Source organism: Halomonas sp. 3H (assembly GCF_024206005.1).
GTDB lineage: Bacteria > Pseudomonadota > Gammaproteobacteria > Pseudomonadales > Halomonadaceae > Halomonas > Halomonas campaniensis.
The window spans coordinates 1,900,046-1,923,097 of the sequence record NZ_CP100360.1 but is presented as its reverse complement, the minus strand read 5'-3'; the positions used below and the strand labels follow the sequence as shown (position 1 = coordinate 1,923,097).

At 69.1% G+C, this 23,052-nt stretch carries 21 protein-coding genes; 16 read left to right on the top strand and 5 right to left on the bottom strand.

Going from position 1 to position 23,052, the window contains the following annotated elements:
- Positions 1 to 61: 61 nt before the first annotated feature.
- The 7 genes from gloB (at position 62) to NFC98_RS08875 (ending at position 9,705) form a co-directional block, all read left to right on the top strand.
- On the top strand, positions 62 to 829 hold the full coding sequence (gene gloB / locus NFC98_RS08905; RefSeq protein WP_254277721.1) for a hydroxyacylglutathione hydrolase: 768 nt from the start codon (positions 62 to 64) through the stop codon (positions 827 to 829).
- Positions 830 to 904: 75 nt separating this feature from the next.
- Positions 905 to 2,098 (top strand): transglycosylase SLT domain-containing protein, encoded by a 1,194-nt coding sequence (locus NFC98_RS08900; protein ID WP_254277720.1) that lies wholly within the window; start codon positions 905 to 907, stop codon positions 2,096 to 2,098.
- Positions 2,099 to 2,211: 113 nt separating this feature from the next.
- The gene (locus NFC98_RS08895; protein WP_254277719.1) at positions 2,212 to 4,059 is read left to right on the top strand and encodes an extracellular solute-binding protein; all 1,848 of its coding nucleotides are present in this window, start codon (positions 2,212 to 2,214) and stop codon (positions 4,057 to 4,059) included.
- Positions 4,060 to 4,103: 44 nt separating this feature from the next.
- The gene (locus NFC98_RS08890; protein ID WP_183333863.1) at positions 4,104 to 5,177 is read left to right on the top strand and encodes a microcin C ABC transporter permease YejB; all 1,074 of its coding nucleotides are present in this window, start codon (positions 4,104 to 4,106) and stop codon (positions 5,175 to 5,177) included.
- 4 nt (positions 5,178 to 5,181) lie between these two features.
- Positions 5,182 to 6,279: an ABC transporter permease gene (locus NFC98_RS08885; protein ID WP_254277718.1), complete on the top strand. Its 1,098-nt coding sequence runs from the start codon at positions 5,182 to 5,184 to the stop codon at positions 6,277 to 6,279.
- Positions 6,272 to 7,879, top strand: coding sequence for an ABC transporter ATP-binding protein (locus tag NFC98_RS08880; RefSeq protein ID WP_254277717.1), 1,608 nt, complete (start codon positions 6,272 to 6,274; stop codon positions 7,877 to 7,879). The genes NFC98_RS08885 and NFC98_RS08880 overlap by 8 nt, the downstream gene beginning before the upstream one ends.
- A gap of 89 nt (positions 7,880 to 7,968) precedes the next feature.
- Positions 7,969 to 9,705: a GGDEF domain-containing protein gene (locus tag NFC98_RS08875; protein ID WP_254277716.1), complete on the top strand. Its 1,737-nt coding sequence runs from the start codon at positions 7,969 to 7,971 to the stop codon at positions 9,703 to 9,705.
- A gap of 6 nt (positions 9,706 to 9,711) precedes the next feature.
- Here the strand turns inward: NFC98_RS08875 and NFC98_RS08870 are convergent, their stop codons facing one another.
- Together NFC98_RS08870 and NFC98_RS08865 are read right to left on the bottom strand one after the other, a co-directional pair.
- Positions 9,712 to 10,410, bottom strand: coding sequence for a pseudouridine synthase (locus NFC98_RS08870; RefSeq protein WP_254277715.1), 699 nt, complete (start codon positions 10,408 to 10,410; stop codon positions 9,712 to 9,714).
- Positions 10,410 to 11,225 (bottom strand): amidohydrolase, encoded by an 816-nt coding sequence (locus NFC98_RS08865; protein ID WP_254277714.1) that lies wholly within the window; start codon positions 11,223 to 11,225, stop codon positions 10,410 to 10,412. Before NFC98_RS08865 ends, NFC98_RS08870 begins: the two co-directional genes overlap by 1 nt.
- Before the next feature lie 133 nt (positions 11,226 to 11,358).
- Here NFC98_RS08865 and rarD point away from each other — a divergent pair, with 133 nt between their 5' ends.
- Complete coding sequence (gene rarD, locus NFC98_RS08860; RefSeq protein WP_254277713.1) at positions 11,359 to 12,282, top strand: EamA family transporter RarD; 924 nt, start codon at positions 11,359 to 11,361, stop codon at positions 12,280 to 12,282.
- Positions 12,283 to 12,324: 42 nt separating this feature from the next.
- On the top strand, positions 12,325 to 13,479 hold the full coding sequence (locus NFC98_RS08855) for an NAD(P)/FAD-dependent oxidoreductase (RefSeq protein ID WP_254277712.1): 1,155 nt from the start codon (positions 12,325 to 12,327) through the stop codon (positions 13,477 to 13,479).
- Positions 13,480 to 13,530: 51 nt separating this feature from the next.
- On the opposite strand, the gene NFC98_RS08850 is transcribed toward NFC98_RS08855, so the two are convergent.
- Complete coding sequence (locus NFC98_RS08850; protein WP_254277711.1) at positions 13,531 to 14,805, bottom strand: O-acetylhomoserine aminocarboxypropyltransferase/cysteine synthase family protein; 1,275 nt, start codon at positions 14,803 to 14,805, stop codon at positions 13,531 to 13,533.
- 131 nt (positions 14,806 to 14,936) lie between these two features.
- On the opposite strand from NFC98_RS08850, the gene NFC98_RS08845 reads away from it, so the two are divergent.
- The 5 genes from NFC98_RS08845 (at position 14,937) to NFC98_RS08825 (ending at position 20,187) form a co-directional block, all read left to right on the top strand.
- Complete coding sequence (locus NFC98_RS08845; RefSeq protein ID WP_254277710.1) at positions 14,937 to 16,652, top strand: SulP family inorganic anion transporter; 1,716 nt, start codon at positions 14,937 to 14,939, stop codon at positions 16,650 to 16,652.
- An 82-nt stretch (positions 16,653 to 16,734) separates the two neighbouring features.
- Positions 16,735 to 17,865, top strand: coding sequence for an ABC transporter permease (locus NFC98_RS08840; protein WP_254277709.1), 1,131 nt, complete (start codon positions 16,735 to 16,737; stop codon positions 17,863 to 17,865).
- Complete coding sequence (locus NFC98_RS08835; protein ID WP_254277815.1) at positions 17,865 to 18,653, top strand: ABC transporter ATP-binding protein; 789 nt, start codon at positions 17,865 to 17,867, stop codon at positions 18,651 to 18,653. Before NFC98_RS08840 ends, NFC98_RS08835 begins: the two co-directional genes overlap by 1 nt.
- Positions 18,653 to 19,591, top strand: coding sequence for an MlaD family protein (locus NFC98_RS08830; RefSeq protein WP_254277708.1), 939 nt, complete (start codon positions 18,653 to 18,655; stop codon positions 19,589 to 19,591). The genes NFC98_RS08835 and NFC98_RS08830 overlap by 1 nt, the downstream gene beginning before the upstream one ends.
- Entirely contained in the window at positions 19,588 to 20,187 is a 600-nt protein-coding gene (locus tag NFC98_RS08825) for an ABC-type transport auxiliary lipoprotein family protein (RefSeq protein WP_254277707.1), read from the top strand. The genes NFC98_RS08830 and NFC98_RS08825 overlap by 4 nt, the downstream gene beginning before the upstream one ends.
- 7 nt (positions 20,188 to 20,194) lie before the next feature.
- Here NFC98_RS08825 and lhgO read toward each other — a convergent pair whose 3' ends face one another.
- Positions 20,195 to 21,391, bottom strand: a complete 1,197-nt coding sequence (lhgO, locus tag NFC98_RS08820; protein ID WP_254277706.1) for an L-2-hydroxyglutarate oxidase — start codon at positions 21,389 to 21,391, stop codon at positions 20,195 to 20,197.
- A gap of 165 nt (positions 21,392 to 21,556) precedes the next feature.
- Between lhgO and csiR the strand changes: the two genes are divergently transcribed.
- A complete protein-coding gene (gene csiR / locus NFC98_RS08815) occupies positions 21,557 to 22,243 on the top strand; it encodes a DNA-binding transcriptional regulator CsiR (protein ID WP_254277705.1) in 687 nt (228 codons plus the stop codon).
- Here csiR and sugE read toward each other — a convergent pair whose 3' ends face one another.
- Positions 22,244 to 22,564: a quaternary ammonium compound efflux SMR transporter SugE gene (gene sugE / locus NFC98_RS08810; RefSeq protein ID WP_254277704.1), complete on the bottom strand. Its 321-nt coding sequence runs from the start codon at positions 22,562 to 22,564 to the stop codon at positions 22,244 to 22,246. It abuts the gene before it with no gap.
- 246 nt (positions 22,565 to 22,810) lie between these two features.
- Here sugE and NFC98_RS08805 point away from each other — a divergent pair, with 246 nt between their 5' ends.
- Positions 22,811 to 23,023: a ribbon-helix-helix protein, CopG family gene (locus NFC98_RS08805; RefSeq protein WP_254277703.1), complete on the top strand. Its 213-nt coding sequence runs from the start codon at positions 22,811 to 22,813 to the stop codon at positions 23,021 to 23,023.
- Positions 23,024 to 23,052: the final 29 nt, after the last annotated feature.

Genomic DNA, 23,052 nt, shown 5'->3' with positions numbered 1-23,052 from the left:
TAGATCCTCCAAGGTGGGCGGATTTTGTGACCCGTTCATGCCCATTCAGGACGCCATGCCCATGTTGAGCGTGACACCGATTCCCGCGTTTGGCGATAACTATATCTGGCTGCTCCGCCAGGATACGAGCACCGAGGTCTGCGTCGTCGACCCGGGTGATGCCGCACCGGTCATCGAGTTCCTGGAACGCGAGGGGCTGTCCCTCTCCACGGTGCTGATCACCCACCATCACCAGGATCACACCGGCGGTCTGCCGGACCTCATCCAGCGCTACGCCCCTCGAGTGATCGGTCCGGCGAACCCCAGGATCGACGGCATCGACGAGGCCGTGGGTGACGGTGACGAGCTGCGTGTCATGGGGCGGCTGTTCGAAGTGCACGAGGTCCCCGGCCATACGCTGGACCACATCGCCTACTTCACCGCCGGGATCCCGCCGCTGCTGTTCTGCGGCGACAGCCTGTTCAGCGCCGGCTGCGGGCGGCTCTTCGAGGGCACGCCCGAGCAAATGCATGCCTCGCTGACGCGGCTGGCAGCGTTGCCTGACGACACCCTGGTGTTCGCCGCCCACGAGTACACCCTGGCCAACCTGCGATTCGCGATGGCCGCGGACCCCCACAATCCGGACGTGACCCAGGCCATGGAGGAGTGCCAGCGCGCGAGGGAGCTCGACCGCCCCACGCTGCCCAGCACCCTCGGCCGGGAGAAACGCATCAACCCTTTCCTGCGCTGCGCCGATGCCGGTGTTCGCCAGGCCGCATCAAGCCACGGCGATACCGACAGCGACCAGGCCACCTTCGCCACGCTGCGCGCCTGGAAAGACCATTTCTGAGCTGAACCCGATGGACGCCACGGCGCCCCGGCGGCTCATGCCGGGTTCGCCCGCGACCAGGAGGATAACTACCGGATGACCTACCACACGACCCGTCGCAGTCTTCTCGGGCTGGCCAGCGCGGCCGCCCTGCTGGGATCCCTGATGGCTGCCGGCACCTACAGCCAGGCGGCCACCCTGCCCCCCGGCGGTGCCGAGGCGGGTGGAACCGCCAGCGAGCAGACGAGCTCAAGGCCCTCCTTCGGCCAGCACTTCTGGGACGCGCTCGCCCTGGAGCCGAGGGACGCCTGGAGCCGGCTGCGAGCCAGCTTCCAGTGGCAGGACGAGCCCCACGACGAGCGGGTCCAGCACTGGATCGACCACTACCGTGCCAGTCCCCACAACATCGTCGAGATCACCGAGCGGGCCCGCCCCTGGCTGGCCTGGATCACCGAGCAGATCGAGTCGCGCGACCTGCCGGGCGAGATCGCCCTGATCCCCTTCGTGGAGAGCTCCTTCGACCCCATGGCGCGCAGCCACCGTGGTGCCGCCGGCCTCTGGCAGTTCATGCCCGGCACCGGGGACGCCCTGGGGCTGCGGCGCAACGGCGCCTACGACGGGCGCCTCGACGTGGTCGCCTCCACCCGCGCCGCCCTGGACTATCTCGAGCTGCAGGCCGACCAGTGGTACGAGGGCGACCTGGAGCTTTCCCTGGCTGCCTACAACGCCGGCGCGGGCACCGTGAACCGCGCTCGCCGGGCCGCCCAGTCCCGCGGCAAGAGCGGCGACTACTGGAGCCTGCAGCTGCCCAGCGAGACCATGCACTACGTGCCCAAGCTCAAGGCGATCGCCGCGATCATCGATAACCCTGACGAATACCAGGTCGCCCTCCCCGAGATCGAGGACGCTCCGGCCTTCGCCAAGATCCCGCTGGAGCGCCCCCTTGAGCTGGGCGAGGCGGCCCGCCTGGCCGGCGTCTCGCGCAGCGAGCTGGCCGAGCTGAATCCCGGCCTGATCGGCGGCACGGCGCACCCCAACCAGTCGCGTGTGCTGCTGGTGCCCACCGAGCGCGCCGATACACTGATGGCTCGCCTGGAGTCTCCCGCGACGCCCCCCGCCACCGGCTCGGCCGAGGGCTATGTGGTACGCAGCGGCGACAGCCTCTCCGCCATTGCCTCGCGGCAGGGCGTCAGCGTCGAGGAGATCCGCCGGCACAACGACCTGAACGGCGACGTCATTCATGCCGGCCAGGTGCTCGAGCTGCCCCAGCGCAGCCTGGCCTCCCGCTGAGCCGGGCCGGGAGGAACCCTCCCTCCCGGCAGAGGTTTACAATCCGACGGCGTCCTGACACCTTATTGCCGGAGGTTCCCTGCCGGGAACGGAGCCGATCAAGGATGTCCTCGATGTCGACTGCCCTGCGCTGCCTGCTGCTCGGTGCCCTGGTCACCCTGGGCGGGCTTGCCCCCGTGGCCTCCCTCTTCGCGGATGAGGCCGAGGCGGTACCCACCGTCCACGGGCTCGCCCTCTACGATGACCCGGAGCTGCCGGCGGGGTTTCCCCACTTCCCCCATGTCAATCCGGACGCCCCCCGGGGCGGCACCCTGACCCAGGCGGCCGTGGGGGGCAGCTTCGACTCCACCAACCCCTTCATCATCCGCGGCACGCCCGCGGCGGGGGTCTCGCAGATCTACGATACCCTCCTGGAGGGTAACCCCGGCGAGCCCTTCTCGGTCTACGGCCTGCTCGCCTCGGGAATCCGCCTGGACCCGGAGCGCCACTGGATCGAGTTTGACCTGCGCCCCGAGGCGCGCTTCCATGACGGCGAACCGGTCACCGCCCACGACGTGGTCTTCAGCTTCGATCTGCTGCTGGAGCAGGGCAATCCCTTCTATGGCGCCTACTATGCCGACGTGGCCAGCGTCACCGCACTGGACGATCACACCGTACGCTTCGAGTTCAGCGCCAACCACTCCCGGGAGCTGCCGCTGATCGTCGGCCAGTTGCCGGTGCTGCCCAAGCACTACTGGGAGGGGCGGGACTTCACCTCCCCCACCCTGGCGGCCCACCCGGGGTCCGGTCCCTACCGCATCGCCGAGGTCGACCCGGGGCGGCGCATCGTCTACCGGCGCGACCCCGACTACTGGGGCCGGGACCTGCCGGTGAAGCGCGGGCGCCACAACATCGACCGGCTGATCTACGACTACTACCGCGACCGGGATATCGCCTGGGAGGCCTTCAAGGCCGGTGTGCTGGATTACCGCATCGACGCTCGGGCGGCCACCTGGGCGATCGGCTACGACTTCCCCGCCTACCGTGACGGACTGGTTCGCCGACTCAGCGTGCCCGACGGCCAGCCGGCCCGCATGCAGGCCTTCGTCTACAACCTGCGACGCGACAAGTTCGAAGACCCGCGCGTCCGCGAGGCCCTGGCGCTGACCTTCGACTTCCCGTGGCTCAATGCCAACATCTTCTACGACGCCTACCGTCGCACGGAGAGCTTCTTCCAGAACTCCGACCTGGCCGCCGAGGGGCTGCCCGACGAGGCCGAGCTGGCCCTGCTCGAGCCCCACCGCGAGGCCCTGCCCGAGCGGGTGTTCGAGGAGCCGGTGCCCATCGACCACCCCCTTGAGCTGCGCGAACGGCTGCGGCTCGCCATGGACCTGCTGCATGACGCGGGTTACGTGGTGCGCGACGGGCGCCTGCTCGACGAGGCGTCCGGCCAGCCGCTCACCGTAGAGGTGCTGCTGTTCGATACCGGCATGGAGCGCGTGACCCAGCCGATGCTGCGCAACATGTCGCGGCTCGGGGTCCAGGGCAGCATCCGCATCGTCGACATCAACCAGTACCTCAACCGTCTGCGCAGCTTCGACTTCGACATGACGGTGGGCCAGTTTCCGCAGTCCAACAATCCCGGCAACGAGCAGCGCGAGTTCTGGACCAGCGACTTCGCCGAGAGCCCCCAGAGTCGCAACCTCATGGGGCTGGCCAACCCGGTGGTGGACGACCTGGTCGAGCGGCTGATCCGCGCCGAGAGCCGCGAGGAGCTCAACACCATCGCCCGTGCCCTGGACCGGGTGCTGCTTCACGAGCATATCCTCATCCCCCACTACCACTCCGGCGAGACCCGCATCGCGATCTGGGACAAGTTCGCCTGGCCCGAGCCCTTCCCGGAGTACGGCATGGACCTGGAGGCCTGGTGGGTGGATGCCGAACGCGAAGCCGAGATCAACCAGCGCCTGCGTCGCCGCTGACGCCCCGACGCCGACCGCCCCTCCTGCCACAAGGACGACGACACGTGAGCCGCTACATCCTGCGCCGCCTGCTGCTGATGATCCCTACCCTGCTGGGCATCATGCTGCTCAACTTCGTCATCGTGCAGGCCGCGCCCGGCGGCCCCATCGACCAGATGCTGGCCCGCTTCGAGGGCATCGACAGCATGGCCAGCACCCGGCTGGACGCGGGCGGTGGCGACGTGGTGGTAAGGGACGAGTCGCGGGGCTCCCGCGGGGTCGACCCCCGCTTCATCGAGCAGCTGGAGGCCCAGTTCGGCTTCGACCAGCCCGCCCATGTGCGCTTCATGGGCATGATCGCCGACTACGCCACCTTCGACTTCGGCAACAGCTTCTTCCGCGACCGCCCGGTGGTCGAGCTGATGATCGAGCGCCTGCCCGTGTCGGTGTCGCTGGGGCTCTGGACCACGCTGCTGGTCTACCTGATCTCGATCCCGCTGGGGATCCGCAAGGCGCTGCGACACGGGTCCCGCTTCGACGTCTGGACCTCGGGGCTGGTGATCGTCGGCTACGCCATCCCCGGCTTCCTCTTCGCGATCCTGCTGATCGTGCTCTTCGCCGGCGGCAGCTACTGGGACCTCTTCCCGCTGCGCGGCCTCACCTCGCCGGACTTCGACGAGCTCTCCGCCTGGGGCAAGGTCAAGGACTACTTCTGGCATATCACCCTGCCGGTAGTGGCCATGACCATCGGCAGCTTCGCCACCCTGACCATGCTGACCAAGAACAGCTTCCTCGACGAGATCCACAAGCAGTACGTGCTGACGGCTCGGGCCAAGGGAGCCAGTGACCGTCGCACCCTCTACGGCCACGTCTTCCGCAACGCCATGCTGATCATCATCGCCGGCCTGCCCGGTGCACTGGTCACGATCTTCTTCACCGGGTCGCTGCTGATCGAGGTGATCTTCTCGCTGGAGGGACTCGGACTGCTGGGCTTCGAGGCCGTAATGCAGCGGGACTACCCGGTGATCTTCGGCACCCTCTACCTCTATACGCTGATCGGGCTGATCCTCAAGCTGATCTCCGACCTGACCTACGTGTGGGTCGATCCCCGCATCGACTTCGAGACACGGGAGTCCTGAGCCGATGGCCGCACCCCTCTCCACGACACTGGCCGGGCGCTTCTCGCCCATCACCCGCCGCCGCTTCGGTGTCTTCCGCGCCAATCGCCGCGCCTGGGTCTCGCTGTGGATCTTCGCCGCGCTGTTCGCGGTGAGCCTGGCCGCCGAGCTGATCGCCAACGACAAGCCGCTGGTGATGAAGTACGACGGGCAGTGGTACCTGCCCCTGCTGGTGGACTACCCCGAGACCGAGTTCGGCGGCTTCCTGCCCACCCGTGCCGACTACCATGATCCCTTCGTCCAGGCGCAGATCGAGGAGAACGGCTGGGCGTTCTGGCCGGTGATCCCCTTCTCCTACCAGACCCTGGACATGCAGATGATGCGCCCTTCCCCGGCGCCTCCCGACGCTCGCCACTGGCTGGGCACCGACGACCAGGGGCGCGACGTGCTGGCCCGGGTGATCTACGGCTTCCGGCTGTCGGTCTTCTTCGCCCTGGTGCTCACCGCCGGGTCGCTGGTGATGGGGGTGCTGATCGGCGGCATCCAGGGCTACTTCGGGGGCAAGACCGACCTGATCGGCCAGCGGCTCACCGAGATCTGGTCCGGGCTGCCGGTGCTGTTCCTGCTGATCATCCTGGCGAGCTTCGTTCAGCCCGGCTTCTGGTGGCTGCTCGGCATCATGCTGCTGTTCTCATGGCTGGGGCTGGTCGACGTGGTGCGCGCCGAGTTCCTGCGCGCCCGCAACCTGGAGTATGTGCGTGCCGCCAAGGCCATGGGGCTGACGCCGCCGCTGATCATGTGGCGCCACGTACTGCCCAATGCCATGGTGGCGACCCTGACCTTCATCCCCTTCCTGTTCACCGGGGCGATCACCACCCTGACCGCCCTGGACTTCCTGGGCTTCGGCCTGCCGCCCGGCTCGCCGTCGCTGGGCGAACTCGTCGCCCAGGGGAAGAACAACCTGCATGCGCCCTGGCTCGGCATCACCGCCTTCGTCAGCCTGTCGCTGATGCTTTCGCTGCTGGTGTTCATCGGCGAGGGGCTGCGCGACGCCTTCGACCCACGCCATATCCAGCATGCCGCCTCGCCCACTCCGCCGCCGAGGAATACCCGCAATGCCTGAGACATCCGCCGCCGACCTGCTGCGTCTCGATGACCTGACCGTCGCCTTCGACGAGGTGACGGTCGTCGACCGGCTCTCCCTGCGGATCCGCCGCGGCGAGACCCTGGCCCTGGTGGGCGAATCCGGCTCGGGGAAGTCCGTCTCCGCTCTGGGCGCCATGGGCCTGCTGCCCGACAACGCCCGGGTGGAGGGGGGCCGCTGGCTCGGCGACACCGACCTGGCCCGGCTGCGGGGGCGCGACTGGCAGGGGCTGCGGGGCGGCCGGGTGGGCTTCGTCTTCCAGGAACCGATGACCTCGCTGAACCCGCTGCACACCGTGGCCCGCCAGATCGGCGAGACCCTGCGCCTGCACCAAGGGCTCACCGGCCGGGCGGCCCGGGAGCGCACCCGGGAGCTGCTGGTCCAGGTCAAGCTCCCGCGGCCCGACGAGCTGCTGGACGCCTGGCCGCACCAGCTCTCTGGCGGCCAGCGGCAGCGGGTGATGATCGCCATGGCCATCGCCAACGATCCGGAGCTGCTGATCGCCGACGAGCCGACCACGGCGCTGGACGTCACCGTCCAGCGGGAGATCCTGGCCCTGCTGGCCGAACTGCGCGATCGCCACGGCATGGGCATGCTGTTCATCACCCACGACCTCAACCTGGTCCGGCGCCATGCGGACCGGGTCTGCGTGCTCTTCCAAGGGCGCGAACAGGAGACAGGGCCGGTCGCCGAGGTCTTCACCTCGCCACGGAGTCCCTACACCCGCCTGCTGCTCGATGCCGAGCCCGAGGGGCGCCCCGCCCCGGCCGGACGCGGCGCACCGCTGCTGCAGGCCCACCGGCTGGGCGTGCGCTTCCAGCGGCCCAAGCGCCTGTTCGCACGGCGCCCGCCCGCCTTCGAGGCGCTAAGGCCCCTGGATCTCGCGATTGCGCCGGGCGAGACCCTGGGTATCGTCGGAGAGTCCGGCTCCGGCAAGACCACCCTGGCCCTGGCCCTGCTGCGGCTCACCGAGAGCCACGGCGAGATCACCTTCGGCGAGGAGCGGCTCGACCGGCTCTCCGGCAAGGCGCTGCGTCGACAGCGACGGCGCTTCCAGGTGGTCTTCCAGGATCCCTACGGCTCGCTATCCCCTCGCCTGCCGGTCTCCGAGATCATCAGCGAGGGGCTGCGCTTCCACTACCCCGAACTCGCTGAGGAGGAGGTCGTAAGGCGGGTCCAGGCGACGCTCAGGGAGGTCGGCCTGCCCGAGGACTGCGCCTCGCGCTATCCCCACGAGTTTTCCGGCGGGCAGCGCCAGCGCATCGCCGTCGCGCGGGCCATCATCCTCGAGCCCGAGCTGCTGGTGCTGGACGAGCCGACCTCGGCGCTGGATCGTACGGTGCAGAAGCAGCTGGTCGCCCTGCTGCGCGACCTCCAGGCCCGTCGCGGGCTCAGTTACCTCTTCATCAGCCATGACCTGGCGGTGGTGCGGGCGATGGCTCATCGGGTGATGGTGCTGAGGGACGGCGAGGTAGTAGAACAGGGGGAGTGCCTGGCGGTGCTGGAGCAGCCGCGCAGCGACTACACGCGCGCCCTGGTCGCCGCAGCTGGCCTGTTACCGACGGCGGGTCACGGCTGACGGCCCCTTGCTCAACGTCGACAAAGCGTGACATTTCATGGCCCCGGCCTGCCGTATACTCGCCGGGTTCCCCGCCCGGTGCCCCGACGATGCGCTGCCTCCCCGCCCTGCTGTGGTCCCTGCTGCTGTTGCTGCTGGTCGTACCGGCCGCCCAGTCCGCCGCGCCGCCCCTGGCGGTGGATCAGGGCTGGGAGTACCGCTGGGGGGACTCCCCCCTGGCCCCCGACGGCCGCCCCGCCTGGCTGGCCGAGGACGAGGGCTGGCAGGACATCGCCTACCCCTCGAACCCGCCGGACCGCGAGGGGCGACGGCACGTCTGGTTCCGCACCACCCTGCCCGACGGCGAGTGGCGCGACCCGGTCCTCTATCTCACCAGCATCGACCTGATCGGACAGATCTACCTGGACGGCGAGCTCCTCTACCAGTACGGCGAGTTCGATGCACAGGGTCAGGGCGACTTCGCCGGCTGGCCCTGGCACTTGATTGAACTGCCCGAAGATTTCGCCGGCAAGGCCCTCCACGTCCGGGTCTACTCCTACTACACCGACATCGGCCTGTGGGGCGAAATCCGCATCATGGACCGGATCGCGCTGCTCAAGCAGATAATCCAGGACTCGCTCAAGGACCTCACGGTAGGGGCCTTCGTGCTGCTGCTGGCCGTGCTGGCCGGCATCTTCGCCCTGCTGGGGCCGGATCGCCGCGCCTTCGGGGGCCTCGCCCTATTCGCCTTCGCCTCGGGCACCATGCTGCTGGCAGAGGCCCCGATCCGCCAGCTGCTGCTCGACCGGGCGCTGCTATGGGATACCCTGCGTGCGGCCAGCTACTTCACGCTGCCGGTGGCCATGGGCATCCTGCTGGCCAGCTGGCTCGACGAGACGCCCCGCCGCTGGATCCGGCGCCTGTGGCAGCTGCATCTGGCCTATCTCGTCGGGGCCATCGGCCTGGTCCAGGCCGGCGCGATCAGCCTCTCCCTGACCTTCCCGGCCTTCGATGCGCTGCTGGCGATCACCCTGCCACTGATGCTGCTGCTGGCCCTGTGGCAGTTCACCCGGCTGAGCCATGAACAGCGCCTGGTGGTGGCAAGCTTCATCCTCTTCGCCCCCCTGCTGCTGGCCGACATGCTGGTCGCCCATGGCCTCGTCGCGTGGCGCACGGTGCCCCTGAGCCTGGGCACTCTGGGCTTCTCCCTGGCGATCGTCGGCGTGTCGCTGTGGCACTACCGACGCACCCGGCAGGAACTCGACCGGCTGAACCACTCCCTGGAGCAGCAGGTGGCCGATCGCACCCTCGAGCTCGGCCGGCTGGTGCAGAAGCTCGAGGGGCTCTCCTACGAGGACGCCCTGACGGGCCTGAAGAACCGTCGCCACTTCGACGAACTGCTGAAGCACGAGGCTGCCCGCGGCAGGCGTACCCGTACGCCGCTGGCCCTCGTCATGATCGACATCGACCACTTCAAGCGTTTCAACGACCTGCACGGGCACGAGGCCGGCGATGCCGTCCTGGCCGCCGTGGGCGGATTGCTCAGGCAATCCTTCCGGGATGGGGACGTGGTGTGCCGGCTGGGGGGCGAGGAGTTCGTGGTGGTCATGCCGGGAGCAACGGCAGCCACGGCCGAGGCGCGGATCGGCCGGCTGCTCCAGGGAGTGCGCGGCTATCGATTCCGCCATCGCGACCGTGAGCTCGAGGCCATCACTCTCTCCTGCGGCGTCGCGGCCTTCCCGGAGCACGGCGATGACCCTCTGGCATTGACCCGGCTCGCCGACAGGGCGCTCTACCGGGCCAAGCACCGCGGACGCGACCGTAGCGAGACCTGGTCACTGGAGTGACGTCACTCAGAAGGCAGCGATCTCCTCCTCGGTCAGTTCACGCCACGCCCCCACGGGGAGGTCCCCCAGCGCCAGCGGCCCGATCGATTCCCGGTGCAGCGCCGTGACGTGGTTGCCGATGGCCGCGAACATCCGCTTCACCTGGTGGTACTTGCCCTCGAACAGGGTGAGCTCGGCGACGCCGGGTTCGCGCATGACGAGTTCGGCGGGCCGCGTGGGCTTATCCTCGCCGTCGAGCAGCAGCCCCTCGGCGAAGGCGTCGATGGCCTGCGACAGGGCCTCCCCCTCCAGCGGCTCGGCCAGGGTCACCCGATACACCTTGCCGCAGCGGCGCTTCGGCGAGGTGACCCGGTGGGACCACTGGCCGTCGTCGGTGAGCAGCACCAGGCCGGTGGTATCCACGTCCAGGCGCCCGACGGTCTGCAACCGCTCGAGATGCGGCAGGTCGAGCAGGTCGATGGCCCGGGGATAGAGAGTCCGCCGCGCGGTGCACTCAACGCCTTCGGGCTTGTGGAGCATCACGTAGCGGTGCCCGACCAGGGCGAGCGGCTCGCCGTTCCAGGTCACCCGGCTCGTCTCGCCGACCTGGGTGGCGGGGTTCTTGATCACCTCGCCGTCGACGCTGACCTCGCCGCGATGCATCGCCTTCTTGGCCAGGCTGCGGGTCAGGTCGGTGGTCTCGCAGAGGAAGCGGTCCAGGCGCATCAGTAGCCGACCCCATCGGAAAGGGTGAAGTGGTCGGCGTCCCGCCAGGCGGGAAACTTCTCACGGAACTCACGCAGCTCATCCAGCGAGAGCGACCCGGTCTTGACGAAGGGCGTATCGCGCGGCTCGTCGATCAGCGCCTCGCCCTTGGCGTCGACCAGCATGGAGTCGCCGGCATAGGGAAGCCCCTTGGCATCCTCGCCGACCCGATTCACGCCGATCACCGGGCAGAGGTTCTCGATGGCCCGGGCCTGGAGCAGGATGCGCCAGGGGTGGCGACGGGGCGCCGGCCAGTTGGCCACGCAGAGCAGGGCGTCGTACTCGAAGTGCTCATCCGGCGCCGGCTGCTGGCGCAGCCACACCGGGAAGCGCAGGTCGTAGCAGACGCTGAGCAGGATACGAAAGCCCTTCAGCTCGACGATCACCCGCTCGTGGCCCATGCCATAGCGCTCGTGCTCGCCGGCCATGCGGAACAGGTGGCGCTTGTCGTAGTGTGCCAGGCTGCCGTCGGGGCGCGCCCAGATCAGCCGGTTGAAGTAGTCCCCACCTTCCACCACGGCCACGCTGCCGGTCACCACGCAGCCGCGCCGGCGGGCCTGCGCCTGGAGCCAGGCCACGGTGGCACTCTCCTCCATGGGTTCGGCCATCTCCCGGGAGTTCATGGTGAAGCCGGTGGAGAACATCTCGGGCAGCACGATCAGGTCGGTCTCGGTGGCCCCGAGGTCGCCCAGGGTCTCCTCCAGCATCCGGCAGTTGGCCTCGGGATCTTCCCAGCGCAGGTCGCACTGCACCAGGGTGGTTCTGAGTTCGCTCATGGGGACTCCGGTCCGGTGGCTGTCATCCCCGCCAGCCTACCCCACTGCCGCGCCGCCGTCAGCCGATGCGCCGGGGCCATGGCGGGCAAGCCAATAGCCTGCTAAGTTGACTCCTTTTCGCTGCGAGGCTCCCATGTCCGCCACTCCCGTCTCCCTGCCCGACCGCGAGGCCACCAAGGGCGTCGCCTTCGGCCTGGGCGCCTATATCGCCTGGGGCTGCTTCCCGCTGTTCTTCGCCCTGTTCGACGGGGTGCCGGCCTTCGAGATCCTGATCCACCGGGTGCTCTGGTCCTGCCTGTTCCTGGTCGGGCTGGTCACCCTCCTGGGCCGCTGGGGCCCCATCCGCGACGCCCTGGGCGAGCCGCGACGACTCGGCCGCGTGCTGGGCTGCGCCGTGCTGATCGCGATCAACTGGGGGCTCTACATCTATGCCGTGGAGACCCGCCATGTGCTCCAGGCGAGCCTCGGCTACTTCATGACGCCGCTGGTCAACGTGGCGCTGGGCATGCTGGTGCTGCGGGAGTCCATGCATCGCCTGCAGGCGGTGGCCGTGGCGCTGGCGGCCCTGGCCATCCTCATCCAGCTGGTGCTGCTCGGCGAACTGCCGTGGATCAGCCTCGGCCTGGCATTCTCCTTCGGCACCTATGGCCTGCTGCGCAAGCAGGTGCCGCTGGACGGCCTGTCGGGGCTGTTCGTCGAGACCCTGCTGCTGCTGCCGCTGGCCCTGCTCACCCTCGCCTGGCTGAGCCAGGCCGGACTCTCGCATTTCCTGGGCGGTGCCGAGGTCACGCTGCTGCTGGTCGCCAGCGGGGTGATCACCGCCCTGCCGCTGCTGGCCTTCGCCGGGGCGGCGCGACGCCTGCGCCTCGCGACCCTGGGGTTCCTGATGTACATCAACCCCAGTATCCAGTTCCTGATCGCCCTGATGGTCTTCCGCGAACCGCTGTCGATGGTCCAGCTCGCCACCTTCCTGCTGATCTGGGCGGGCCTGGCCCTCTACTCCTGGTCGGCATGGCGCTCGCGCCCGCGCCGGGCGTCGGTAACCGCCACCGAATAGCGCCGCGTCGCGCCAACCGGCACATTCCGCTAACATCACGCGATGCCCCTCACTCCCGATGCCCCCGACACCCCACGCCCCCGCCTGCTGCTGGTGGGGGCCGGTCACGCCCACCTGCACCTGATTCGCCACCGCCAGCGCTTCGGTGATGCCGAGGTGTGCCTGGTTGACCCGGGCGGCTTCTGGTATTCGGCCATGGCCGGCGGCGTGCTGAGCGGGCGCCTGCCGGCGTCGGCCGATCGACTCGACCCGGCCCGCCTGGCCCGGCGCCACGGCGTGACGCCGATCCGGGGTCGACTGGCCAGCCTGGACCTGGCCGGCAAGCAGGCGCTGCTCGAGGACGGTCGGCACCTGCCCTTCACCCTGCTCTCGCTCAACGTGGGGTCGCGCACTCCTTCCCCGGTCGCGCGCCAGCCGGGACCAGCGGTCTGGACGGTCAAGCCGCTGCCCTGCCTGGTGGCGCTCCATCACCGCCTGACCCGCGACTTCCGAGCGGGGCAGTGCCCCTCCCTGGTGGTCGTGGGGGGCGGCGCCAGCGGTATCGAGGTCGCCAGTAACCTCCATGCCCTGGCCAGGCGCCATCGCGTTGCCTGCGCCATCACCCTGGTGACCCGGGGGACGAGCCTGATTCCGGACGCACCGGCGGGGGCGCGACGCTTCCTCGCCCGCCTGATGGCGCGACGCGGCATCCGCGTGATCACCGGGGCCGAGGTCACCGGCACTCTGGGCCGGGGGGTGATGCTGCGCACCGACGAGACGCGCAGCGGCGAGGACAGCCTTTCGCTGGTCGAGGCCGACCATGTCATCCATGCCGGCGGCCTGGCACCGCCCGCCGTGTTGGAGCACCTCGGCCTGCCGCTCTTCCCCGACCGGGGACTGGCGGTGTCGGCGACCCTGCAGAGCCTGGGCCACCCCGACATCTTCGCCGCCGGCGACTGCGCCGCCATGCGCGACCATCGGCTGCCGCGCCTGGGGGTCTACGGCGTGCGCCAGGCCCCGGTGCTGCTGGATAACCTGATCGCCCGCCTGGCGGGCCGCGATCTGCGACACTTCGAGCCACAGCCCCGCGCCCTGGCGATCCTGGACCTCGGCGAGGGACTGGGCCTGGCCATCCGGGGCAGGCACTGGTGGGCCGGGCGCAGCGCCCTGCTCTGGAAGGGGTGGCTGGACCGACGTTTCATGGCCCAGTACCGGTGAGCCCCGCCGGTCGCCGCCTCACCAAGGCGGCGACCGGCAGGGAAGAGGTGCTCAGCGCTGGCTGGCGGCCAGCGCCTGGTCCAGGTCGGCAAGGATATCGTCGATGTGCTCGATACCGATGGAGAGGCGCACCATGTCCGGCGTGACGCCGGCGGCGACGAGCTCCTCGTCGTTGAGCTGGCGGTGGGTGGTGGAGGCCGGAATCGACGAGCAGGTCTTGGCATCGCCGATGTTGACCAGGCGCAGGATCATGCCCAGGGCGTCATAGAAGCGCGCCCCGGCCTCGCGGCCTCCCTGGATGCCGAAGCTGAGGATCCCCGAGGCGCGTCCCCCCATGTACTCCCTGGCCAGCCCATGGTCCTTGTGGCTCTTCAGGCCGGCGTACTTCACCCAGGTCACCGAGGGATGCCCCTCCAGGTACTCGGCCACCCGCTGGGCGTTGTCGCAGATGCGCTCGATGCGCAGTGACAGCGTCTCGAGCCCCTGGAGCAGGTTCCAGGCCGCCTGGGCGGAGAGCGCCGCCCCCATGTTGCGCAGCGGCACGACCCGGGCGCGACCGATAAAGGCCGCCTCGCCCAGGTCACGGGTATAGCAGACGCCGTGATAGGAGACGTCGGGCTCGTTGAGCAGCGGGAAGCGCTCGGGGTAGTCCGCCCAGGGGAACTTGCCGGAGTCGACGATCACCCCGCCTACGGTGGTGCCATGGCCGCCCATGTACTTGGTGGCGGAGTGGATGACGATGTCGGCCCCGTGCTCGATGGGGCGCCACAGGAAGGGCGTCGGCACGGTATTGTCGACGATCACCGGCACGCCGTGGCGATGGGCGACCTCGGCGAGGGCCTTCAGGTCCACCACGCTGCCCGAGGGGTTGCCCACCGTCTCGCAGAAGACCGCCTTGGTGCGCGCGTCGATCAGCCCCTCGATGCCTGACAGGTCGTCCTTGTCGGCGAAGCGCACCTCGATCCCCTGGCGCGGCAGGGTGTGGGCGAAGAGGTTGTAGGTGCCGCCGTAGAGCTCGCTGATCGAGACGATGTTGTCGCCCGCCTCGGCGATGGTCTGGATGGCATAGGTGATGGCGGCCATGCCCGAGGCCACGGCGAGGCCGGCGAGCCCGCCCTCCAGGGCCGCCACGCGCTGCTCGAGCACCGCACAGGTGGGGTTCATGATCCGCGAGTAGATGTTGCCCTCGACCTTGAGGTCGAAGAGATCCGCCGCGTGCTGGGCGCTGTCGAAGGAGAACGAGGTGGTCTGGTGGATCGGCACCGCCACCGAGTGCTGGTCATCGGGGGCATAGCCGTGGTGCAGGGCAATGGTTTCGCGCTTCATGGGGTGTCCTTGCGGTTGTTGTGGACGGATAAGGTCAACGAGGATATTTCACCTGATGCTAACCAACTCTGAACGTCACCACTAATATCGTTTAGTCTCTAGCGTTATATCCCCCGACGGTGCCTGAACGGATGCTCAAGCGCTACCTGCCAGTCCTGACCTGGCTGCCCCACTACCACCGACGGCTGCTCGGCGCCGACCTGCTGGCCGGCGTGATCGTCACCGTGATGGTGATTCCCCAGTCCCTGGCCTACGCCATCCTCGCCGGGCTGCCGGCGGTGGTGGGGCTCTATGCCAGCATCCTGCCGGCGGTGCTCTACGCCCTGCTCGGCACCAGCCGCACCCTGGCGGTAGGTCCGGTGGCGATCATCGCCCTGATGACCGGCGCCGCCCTGTCCGGCGTTTCCGCCCCCGGCAGTCCCGACTACCTGGCGGCGGCCCTGGTGCTGTCGCTGCTCTCCGGCGCCATGCTGGTGGCCATGGGTCTGCTGCGCCTGGGGTTCTTCGCCAACTTCCTCAGCCACCCGGTGATCGCCGGCTTCCTGTCGGCCTCGGCGGTGCTGATCGCCGCCAGCCAGGCCGCTCACCTGCTGGGGATCCCGGCCAGCGGCTATACGGTCACCGCGCTGCTCGTCAGCATGGCGGGCAACCTGGCGCAGACCCACTGGCCTACCCTGGCCATCGGGGTCGGCACCCTGCTGTTCCTGATTGCCATGCGCCGCCACGGCCAGTCCCTGCTCCAGCGCCTGGGGCTGGCGGCTGCCACCGCCACCCTGCTGACCCGCGCCGGCCCGGTGCTGGCCGTGGTGGCCACCACCGCGCTCACCTGGCACTTCTCGCTGGCCGAGCGGGGCGTGGCGGTGATTGGCGCCATCCCCGCCGGGATCCCGCCGCTGACGCTGCCGCTGTTCGAACTCGAGCTGTGGCGAGCGCTGCTGGTGCCGGCCCTGCTGATCAGCGTGGTGGGCTTCGTGGAGTCGATCTCCATGGCCCAGATGCTGGCCGCTCGGCGCCGCCAGCGCATCTCGCCCAATCAGGAGCTGATCGGCCTGGGCGGGGCCAACCTGGCCGCGGCGTTCTCCGCCGGCATGCCGGTCACCGGCGGGCTGTCGCGCACCGTGATCAACGACGAGGCCGGCGCCCAGACGCCCATGGCAGGACTCTTCGCGGCCCTGGGCATCGGCCTGGTCACCCTGCTGTTCACCCCCCTGCTCCATCACCTGCCCATCGCCACCCTGGCCGCGACGATCATCGTGGCGATCCTGACCCTGGTAGACCTGCCGATGATCCGCCAGACATGGCGCTATTCGCGCAGCGACTTCTCGGCCATGGCGATCACCATCCTGCTGACCCTGGTGGAAGGGGTCGAGGCCGGCATCATCAGCGGCGTGGTGCTCTCCATCGGACTCTTCCTCTACCGCACCAGCCGCCCCCACAGCGCCATCGTCGGGCGTATCCCCGGCACCGAGCACTTTCGCAGCGTCGAGCGCCACGAGGTCGAGACCCTGGGCCACGTGGCCTTCCTGCGCATCGACGAGAGCCTCTACTTCGCCAATGCCCGCTACCTGGAGGATACCCTCCATGCCCTGGTGGTCCGTCACCCCGGGCTCGAGCACGTGGTGCTGATCTGCTCGGCGGTCAACCTGATCGACGCCTCGGCGCTGGAGAGCCTGGATGCCACCAACGCCCGCCTCAGGGACGCCGACGTGACCCTGCACCTGGCCGAGGTCAAGGGGCCGGTGATGGATCACCTCAAGCGCAGCGATTTCCTCGATGACATCACCGGCCGGGTGTTCCTCAGCACCTATGCCGCCTGGCAGGCGCTCTCCCACCCGCCGGAGTCGTGAGCGGCGGGCATACATGCCGGCGCCGAGCGGCTATGATGGAGCCGTCAACTCAGGGAACTCATCGGCAAGGAAACGTCACGCCATGGCCTCGACCGACGCCTCGCCCGGCCGACTCGACGTCCGTTCGGGCCACCTGCATATCTCCGGCCACTGGACCCTGGCCCATCATGCCGCGCTGAAGGCCCAGGTCGCGGGTGGTCCCCGCGACATCGACACCGGGTCGGTGGAACTCGGCGAGCTGACCGGCCTGGACACCGCCGGCGCCAGCCTGCTGGTCGAACTGCTCGGCGCCGAGCGGGTCAAGCGGATCCGCGACTGGGCGCCGCACCTGCCCGCCGAGCGCCAGGCCCTGCTCGAGACCGTAGCCGGCGCCCTGGAGGCGCCGCTGACGCCCGAGCGCCGCCGCGCCTCGCCCCTGGCCGACATGCTGGTGGACCTGGGCGAACAGATTCATGCCCTGTGGCAGCAGCAAAGACAGCTGCTGGGCTTCATGGGCCTGACCCTGGCCGCCCTCATGGTCTCGCTGCTGCGCCCCTGGCGCTGGCGGATCACCTCGCTGATTTCCCATATCCACCAGACCGGCCTCAACGCCGTGCCCATCGTCGCCCTGCTCACCTTCCTGGTGGGCGCGGTGGTGGCCTTCCTGGGTGCCACCGTGCTGCGCGACTTCGGCGCGACCATCTACACCGTCAACCTGGTGGCCTTCGCCTTCCTTCGCGAGTTCGGCGTGCTGCTGGCCGCCATCCTGCTCGCGGGCCGCACCGCCAGCGCCTTCACCGCCCAGATCGGTTCCATGAAGGCCAATGAGGAGGTCGACGCCATCCGCGCCCTGGGACTCGACCCGATCGAGCTGCTGGTGCTGCCGCGCCTGCTGGCGATGATGGTGACCCTGCCGATCCTCACCTTCGTCGGCATGCTCAGCGGCATCCTGGGCGGCGCCATGGTCTGCCAGCTGATGCTCGATATCCCGATGGTGCAGTTCATCGCCATCCTGCAGCGCGACATCCCCCTCAACCACTTCCTGGTGGGCATAGGCAAGGCACCGCTGTTCGCCTTCCTGATCGCGGTGATCGGCTGCCTGGAGGGCTTCAAGGTCAGCGGCAGCGCCCGCTCGGTGGGCGAGCACACCACCTCCAGCGTGGTGCAGTCGATCTTCATGGTGATCCTCCTCGACGCCGTGGCCGCGCTGTTCTTCATGGAGATGGGCTGGTGATCCGCGCCGAGGAAGCCGTGATCCGGGTGCGCGGGCTGGTCAACCGCTTCGGCAGCCACGTGGTCCACGAAGACCTGGACCTGGATATCCGGCGTGGCGAGATCCTCGGCGTGGTGGGGGGCTCGGGCACCGGCAAGTCGGTGCTGCTGCGCAGCATCGTGGGGCTCAAGCGCCCCGACGGCGGCAGCGTGGAGGTGTTCGGCGAGGACCTGCAGCAGCTGCCGAGCCGCCAGCGCTCGCGGCTGGAGCAGCGCTTCGGCGTGCTCTTCCAGCGCGGGGCGCTCTTCTCCTCGCTGAACCTGCAGGAGAACGTTGCCCTGCCGCTGATCGAGCATGCCAGGCTCCCACGGGGCGACGCCGAGGCCCTCGGGCGCCTGAAGCTGGCCCTGGCGGGCCTACCCCCCGATGCCGCGCTGAAGATGCCCTCGGAGCTCTCCGGGGGCATGATCAAGCGGGCCGCCCTGGCCCGGGCCCTGGCGCTGGATCCCGAGGTGCTGTTTCTGGATGAGCCCACCGCCGGACTGGACCCGATCGGCGCCGCCGACTTCGACCGGCTGATCATGACGCTGCGCGACGCCATGGGTCTCACCGTCTTCCTGGTCACCCACGACCTCGATACGCTCTACACGGCCTGCGACCGGGTGGCCGTGCTGTCCCAGCGGCGCGTGCTGGTGGCCGACCGCCTATCGGTCGTCGAGGCCAGCGACGACGCCTGGATCCGCGACTATTTCCACGGCCCGCGCGGCCGGGCGGCGCATCACGCCGCTCATCCTTCGGAGGCTGACTGATGGAAACCCGAGCCCACCACCTGGTGATCGGCCTGTTCACCGTGATCGCCGTCGCCGCCGCCCTGCTCTTCGCGCTATGGCTCGGCCGCGCCGACGCCGACCGCCAGTACACCTTCTACGAGGTCGGCTTCGACCGCCCGGTGAGCGGCCTGGACACCGGGAATGCCGTGCTCTTCAGCGGCATACGGGTCGGCGACGTCGCCGACCTGCACCTCGACCCCGATGACCCGCGCCTGGTCAGGGCGAGGATCCGCATCGACGACAGCATCCCCATCCGCGAGGACACCCGCGCCAGCCTGGCACTGGCCAACATCACCGGCAGCATGAGCATCCAGCTCCAGGGCGGCAGCCCCGAGAGCCCCCGCCTGCGAGGCGACCGGCAGAACCCGCCGCTGATCATGGCCGAGCCCTCACCGTTCAGCTCGCTGCTGGCCGACGGCGAGACCCTGGTGGGAGGCCTCAACCAGCTGCTGGTCAACGCCAACCGCCTGCTCTCCGAGGAGAACACCCGGCGCATCGACAGTATCCTGGCCAACCTGGACCAGCTCAGCGGCGAACTGGCGGATCGCAGCGGGGAACTCGGCGAGATCGTCGGCATCGTCGAGCGGCTGAGCCGGGAGGCCAGCGACCTGCTGCAGGCCCTCACCCGCCTGGGAGAGAGCGCCGGCAGCCTGGTCGACCAGCAGGGGCGCGAGGCCGTGGACAGCGCCGGCCAGGCGATGACCACCCTGGAAGGAGCCACCCGACGCCTCGAGCGGCTCCTCGAGCAGAATCAGGGAGCGCTGGATCGCGGCATGCAGGGCTTCGGCGACCTCGGCCCTGCCATGCGCGAGCTTCGCAGCACCCTGGGCAATCTCAGTCGCATCACGCGACGGCTCGAGGAGAGCCCCTCCGACTTCCTGCTGGGCCGTGAACCGATCGAGGAGTTTTCGCCATGACCCGCACGGCCCTGATCGCCGCCCTGTTCCTCGCCCTCCCGGCATGCTCGGTCCTACCGGAGCGCGCCCCCTTGCAGATCCATGTCCTGCCAGTCACGTCGGCCGAGCCCTCGAGTCGCGCCTCGATCGACGCGACGCTGCGGGTCGAGACCCCCGAGGCCAACGCCCTCCTCTCGGGCTCGCGCATCCTGGTGATGCCCACCTCCCAGAGGATCAGCGTCTACGAGGGCGCACGCTGGAGCGACCAGGCGCCGACGCTGCTGCGTGACCGGGTGATCGAGGCCTTTCTGGAGGCGGGCTACCTGACCGCCGTGCTCGACGAGAGCGGGCGTCTCGAGACGGACGTGGCCCTGGCCAGTGACCTGCGGGCCTTCCACAGCGAGTACGTGGCGGGCAGCCCCGAGGTGGTGATCCGCCTGGATGTCCGGCTGGAGGACGAGGCGCAGCGGCGGCTGCTGGCCAGTCGTCGCTTCGAGGTGCGCGAACCCAGCGAGGGAGTGGCGGTCGAGGCGGTGGTCGAGGCCTTCGGCCGTGCCGCCGACCGCCTCGCCGAAGCGCTGGTCGAGTGGAGCCACGGGGTCATCGACGCCCGGTGAGGCGCCCTCACGCCTCGACCTGCTCCTGAACCCGGGCGACGATGTGGGCACCGATCGGCAGGGCCGAGGTGGCAGCCGGGGACGGCGCGTTGCAGACGTTCACGGTGCGACGGGTGTTGACGAACAGGAAGTCGTCGATGAGGCGCCCATCCCGCGACACCGCCTGGGCCCGCACCCCGGCCGGGTACTCCCCCAGGTCCTCGAGGGTCAGGCTCGGGCAGTACTTACGGACCTCCTCGAGATAGCCCGACTTGAACAGCGAATTGCGTAATTCCCGGAGTCCCGGCCGCAGGTTGGCCCCTAGCACCTTGAGGATGCCGGGGTTGGTAAACATCCGCGCCATGTCGGGCAGCGACAGATCAATCTTGCGATAGCCCTCGCGCTTGAAGGCCAGCACCGCATTGGGCCCGACCGTCACGCTGCCATCGATCATCCGCGTGAGGTGGACGCCAAGAAACGGCATGGCGGGGTCGGGAATCGGGTAGATCAGGTGGTTGACGATATGGTTGTGCTGCGCCGGCAGGCGATAGTACTCCCCGCGGAAGGGGCAGATGGTGAAGCCCGGGTCGCGGCCGAGCATCCTCACCACCCGGTCGGCCATCAGGCCTGAGCAGGAGATCAGGTAGCGGCAGCTGAACTCCCCCGCCGAGGTGGACACCACCACCTCACCGTGGCGCTCCTCGAGGCCGGTGACCCGGTGGCCGTAGGCCACCTGGCCGCCGCGACGCTCGAACTCCGTCGCCATGGCCTCGGTCACCCGGGCATAGTCGACGATGCCGGTGGAGGGCACGAAGATCGCGCCGAGCCCCCGGATGTTAGGCTCGCGTTCGCGCAGCGCATCGGCCTCGAGCCACTCGCGCTCCAGCCCGTTGGCTGCGGTGCGCTCCCAGAGCGCGCGCATGCGCTCCCTTTCGAGCTCGCTGGTCGCCACCAGCAGCTTGCCACACTCGTCGTAGGGAATGGCATGCCGCTCGCAGAAGGCCTTGGTCGCCCGGTTGCCCTCCAGGCAGAAGCGCGCCTTCAGGCTGCCCGGGGTGTAGTAGACGCCGGCGTGGATCACCCCGCTGTTGTGTCCGGTCTGGTGGCGAGCCGGTCCCTCCTCCTTCTCCAGCAGCAGCATCCGGCGGTCGGGATAGCGCTCGGCCAGCTGCATAGCGGTGGACATGCCCAGGATGCCCCCGCCGATGATGATGAAGTCGTACACGGCACACCTCGCTGGTCCGGAACCGGGATTGAGTCGGGAAGGGAAATCCCGCCAGAATATCCACCACTCAGACCGATTGCCAACATTCCAGCCCTGGACAGCCCGATTATCACGAGTGGCGATGTTCGGCTATCATGGCAGTCAATCACAGGGAATGATCACCTCATGGACACCATCCCCAAGCAGAACCTCGGCATCAGTGCCTACCACTGGCTCAAGAGCGACATCATCCGTGGTGCCTTCCAGCCCGGCGAGAAGCTGCTGATGAGCCGCCTCAAGGAGCGCTACAACCTGGGCGTCGGCCCGCTTCGCGAGGCGCTCTCCCAGCTGGTGGCCGAGCGCCTGGTGGTGGCCATCAGCCAGCGTGGCTACCGGGTGGCCCCGATGTCGCTGGCCGAACTCGCCGACCTCTACGACGCCCGCGCCCAGATCGAGGGGCTGGTGCTCAAGCTGGCCATCGAGCGCGGCGACGACAGCTGGGAGGCCGAGATCCTGGCCCGCGTCCATACCCTCGCCAAGGTGATGGAGGTCAACTCGCCCGACGAGCTGCTGGAGGTGTGGGACACTCGCCACAAGGCCTTCCACACGGCGATCGCCAGCGGATGCCGCTCCCCCCACCTGATCCAGGTGCGCGAGAGCCTGTTCGACCAGGTGGAGCGCTATCGCCACCTCTGGCTGCAGGAGACGGTCTTCTCGGAGGAGGCCCTGGCGCGCAAGCGCCAGGAGCATGCGGCCCTGGTCGAGGTGATCCTGGCCAGGAAGAGCGATGAGGCCGCCGAGATGATGCGCGAGCACCTGATGACCCCGGTGCCGATCATCACCGAGGTGATGAAGCGCCGAGGGCTGGCCTGATCAGCCGGCCAGCTTGAGTCCCACCAGGCCGGCCAGGATCAGTACCAGGCTGACCAGGCGCAGCGGCGAGGCGCTGTCGCCGTAGATCAGCATCCCCAGGACCACGGTCCCCATGGCCCCGATGCCCACCCAGATCGCATAGGCCGTGCCCACCGGCAGCACCCGCATCGCCTGGGCCAGGAGATAGAAGCTGGCCACCATGGCCAGTACGGTAAGCACGCTGGGCAGCGGGCGAGTAAAGCCCTGGGAGGCCTTGAGGCCAAGCGCCCAGGCGACCTCCAGGAGGCCGGCGATCACGAGGTAGGTCCAGGCAAGGGTCATGCGAACATCCACGCCGGGCGGGTCGTCCCGCGGGTCGAAATGCCGGGCGGGTCGTCCCGCGGGTCGAAATGCCGGCCGGGTCGTCCCGGGGCAGAAGGCTCAGGCAGTCTACTGCCTGCCCCGGAAGGGTCAAGCCATCGTCATGCCGCTGTCATGACCCGGCGACACCATGGGTGACAGGCGGCGACCGACGACTTACCTTCTGGATACAGGTCGCTCGCCGACGGCCCCCATGGAGACGACGACATGCCCCATCTACTGAGACTACCCCGCGACCTCGAGGAACGCCTCGATGGGCTGTGCCGGCAGACCGGCCTGGGCAAGGCGGAGCTGATCGAGCGCTGCCTGGCCGAGGGGCTGACCGGGCTGGAGGCCCAGCTGCTGCTGGAAGGGACCCACCCGCCTCGCGTCGAACGCACCATCGACCAGCTGCTGCGCGAGAGCGGCCTGGGGGCCTGATCCCCGGCCTACCCTGCGCAACAGGCGGT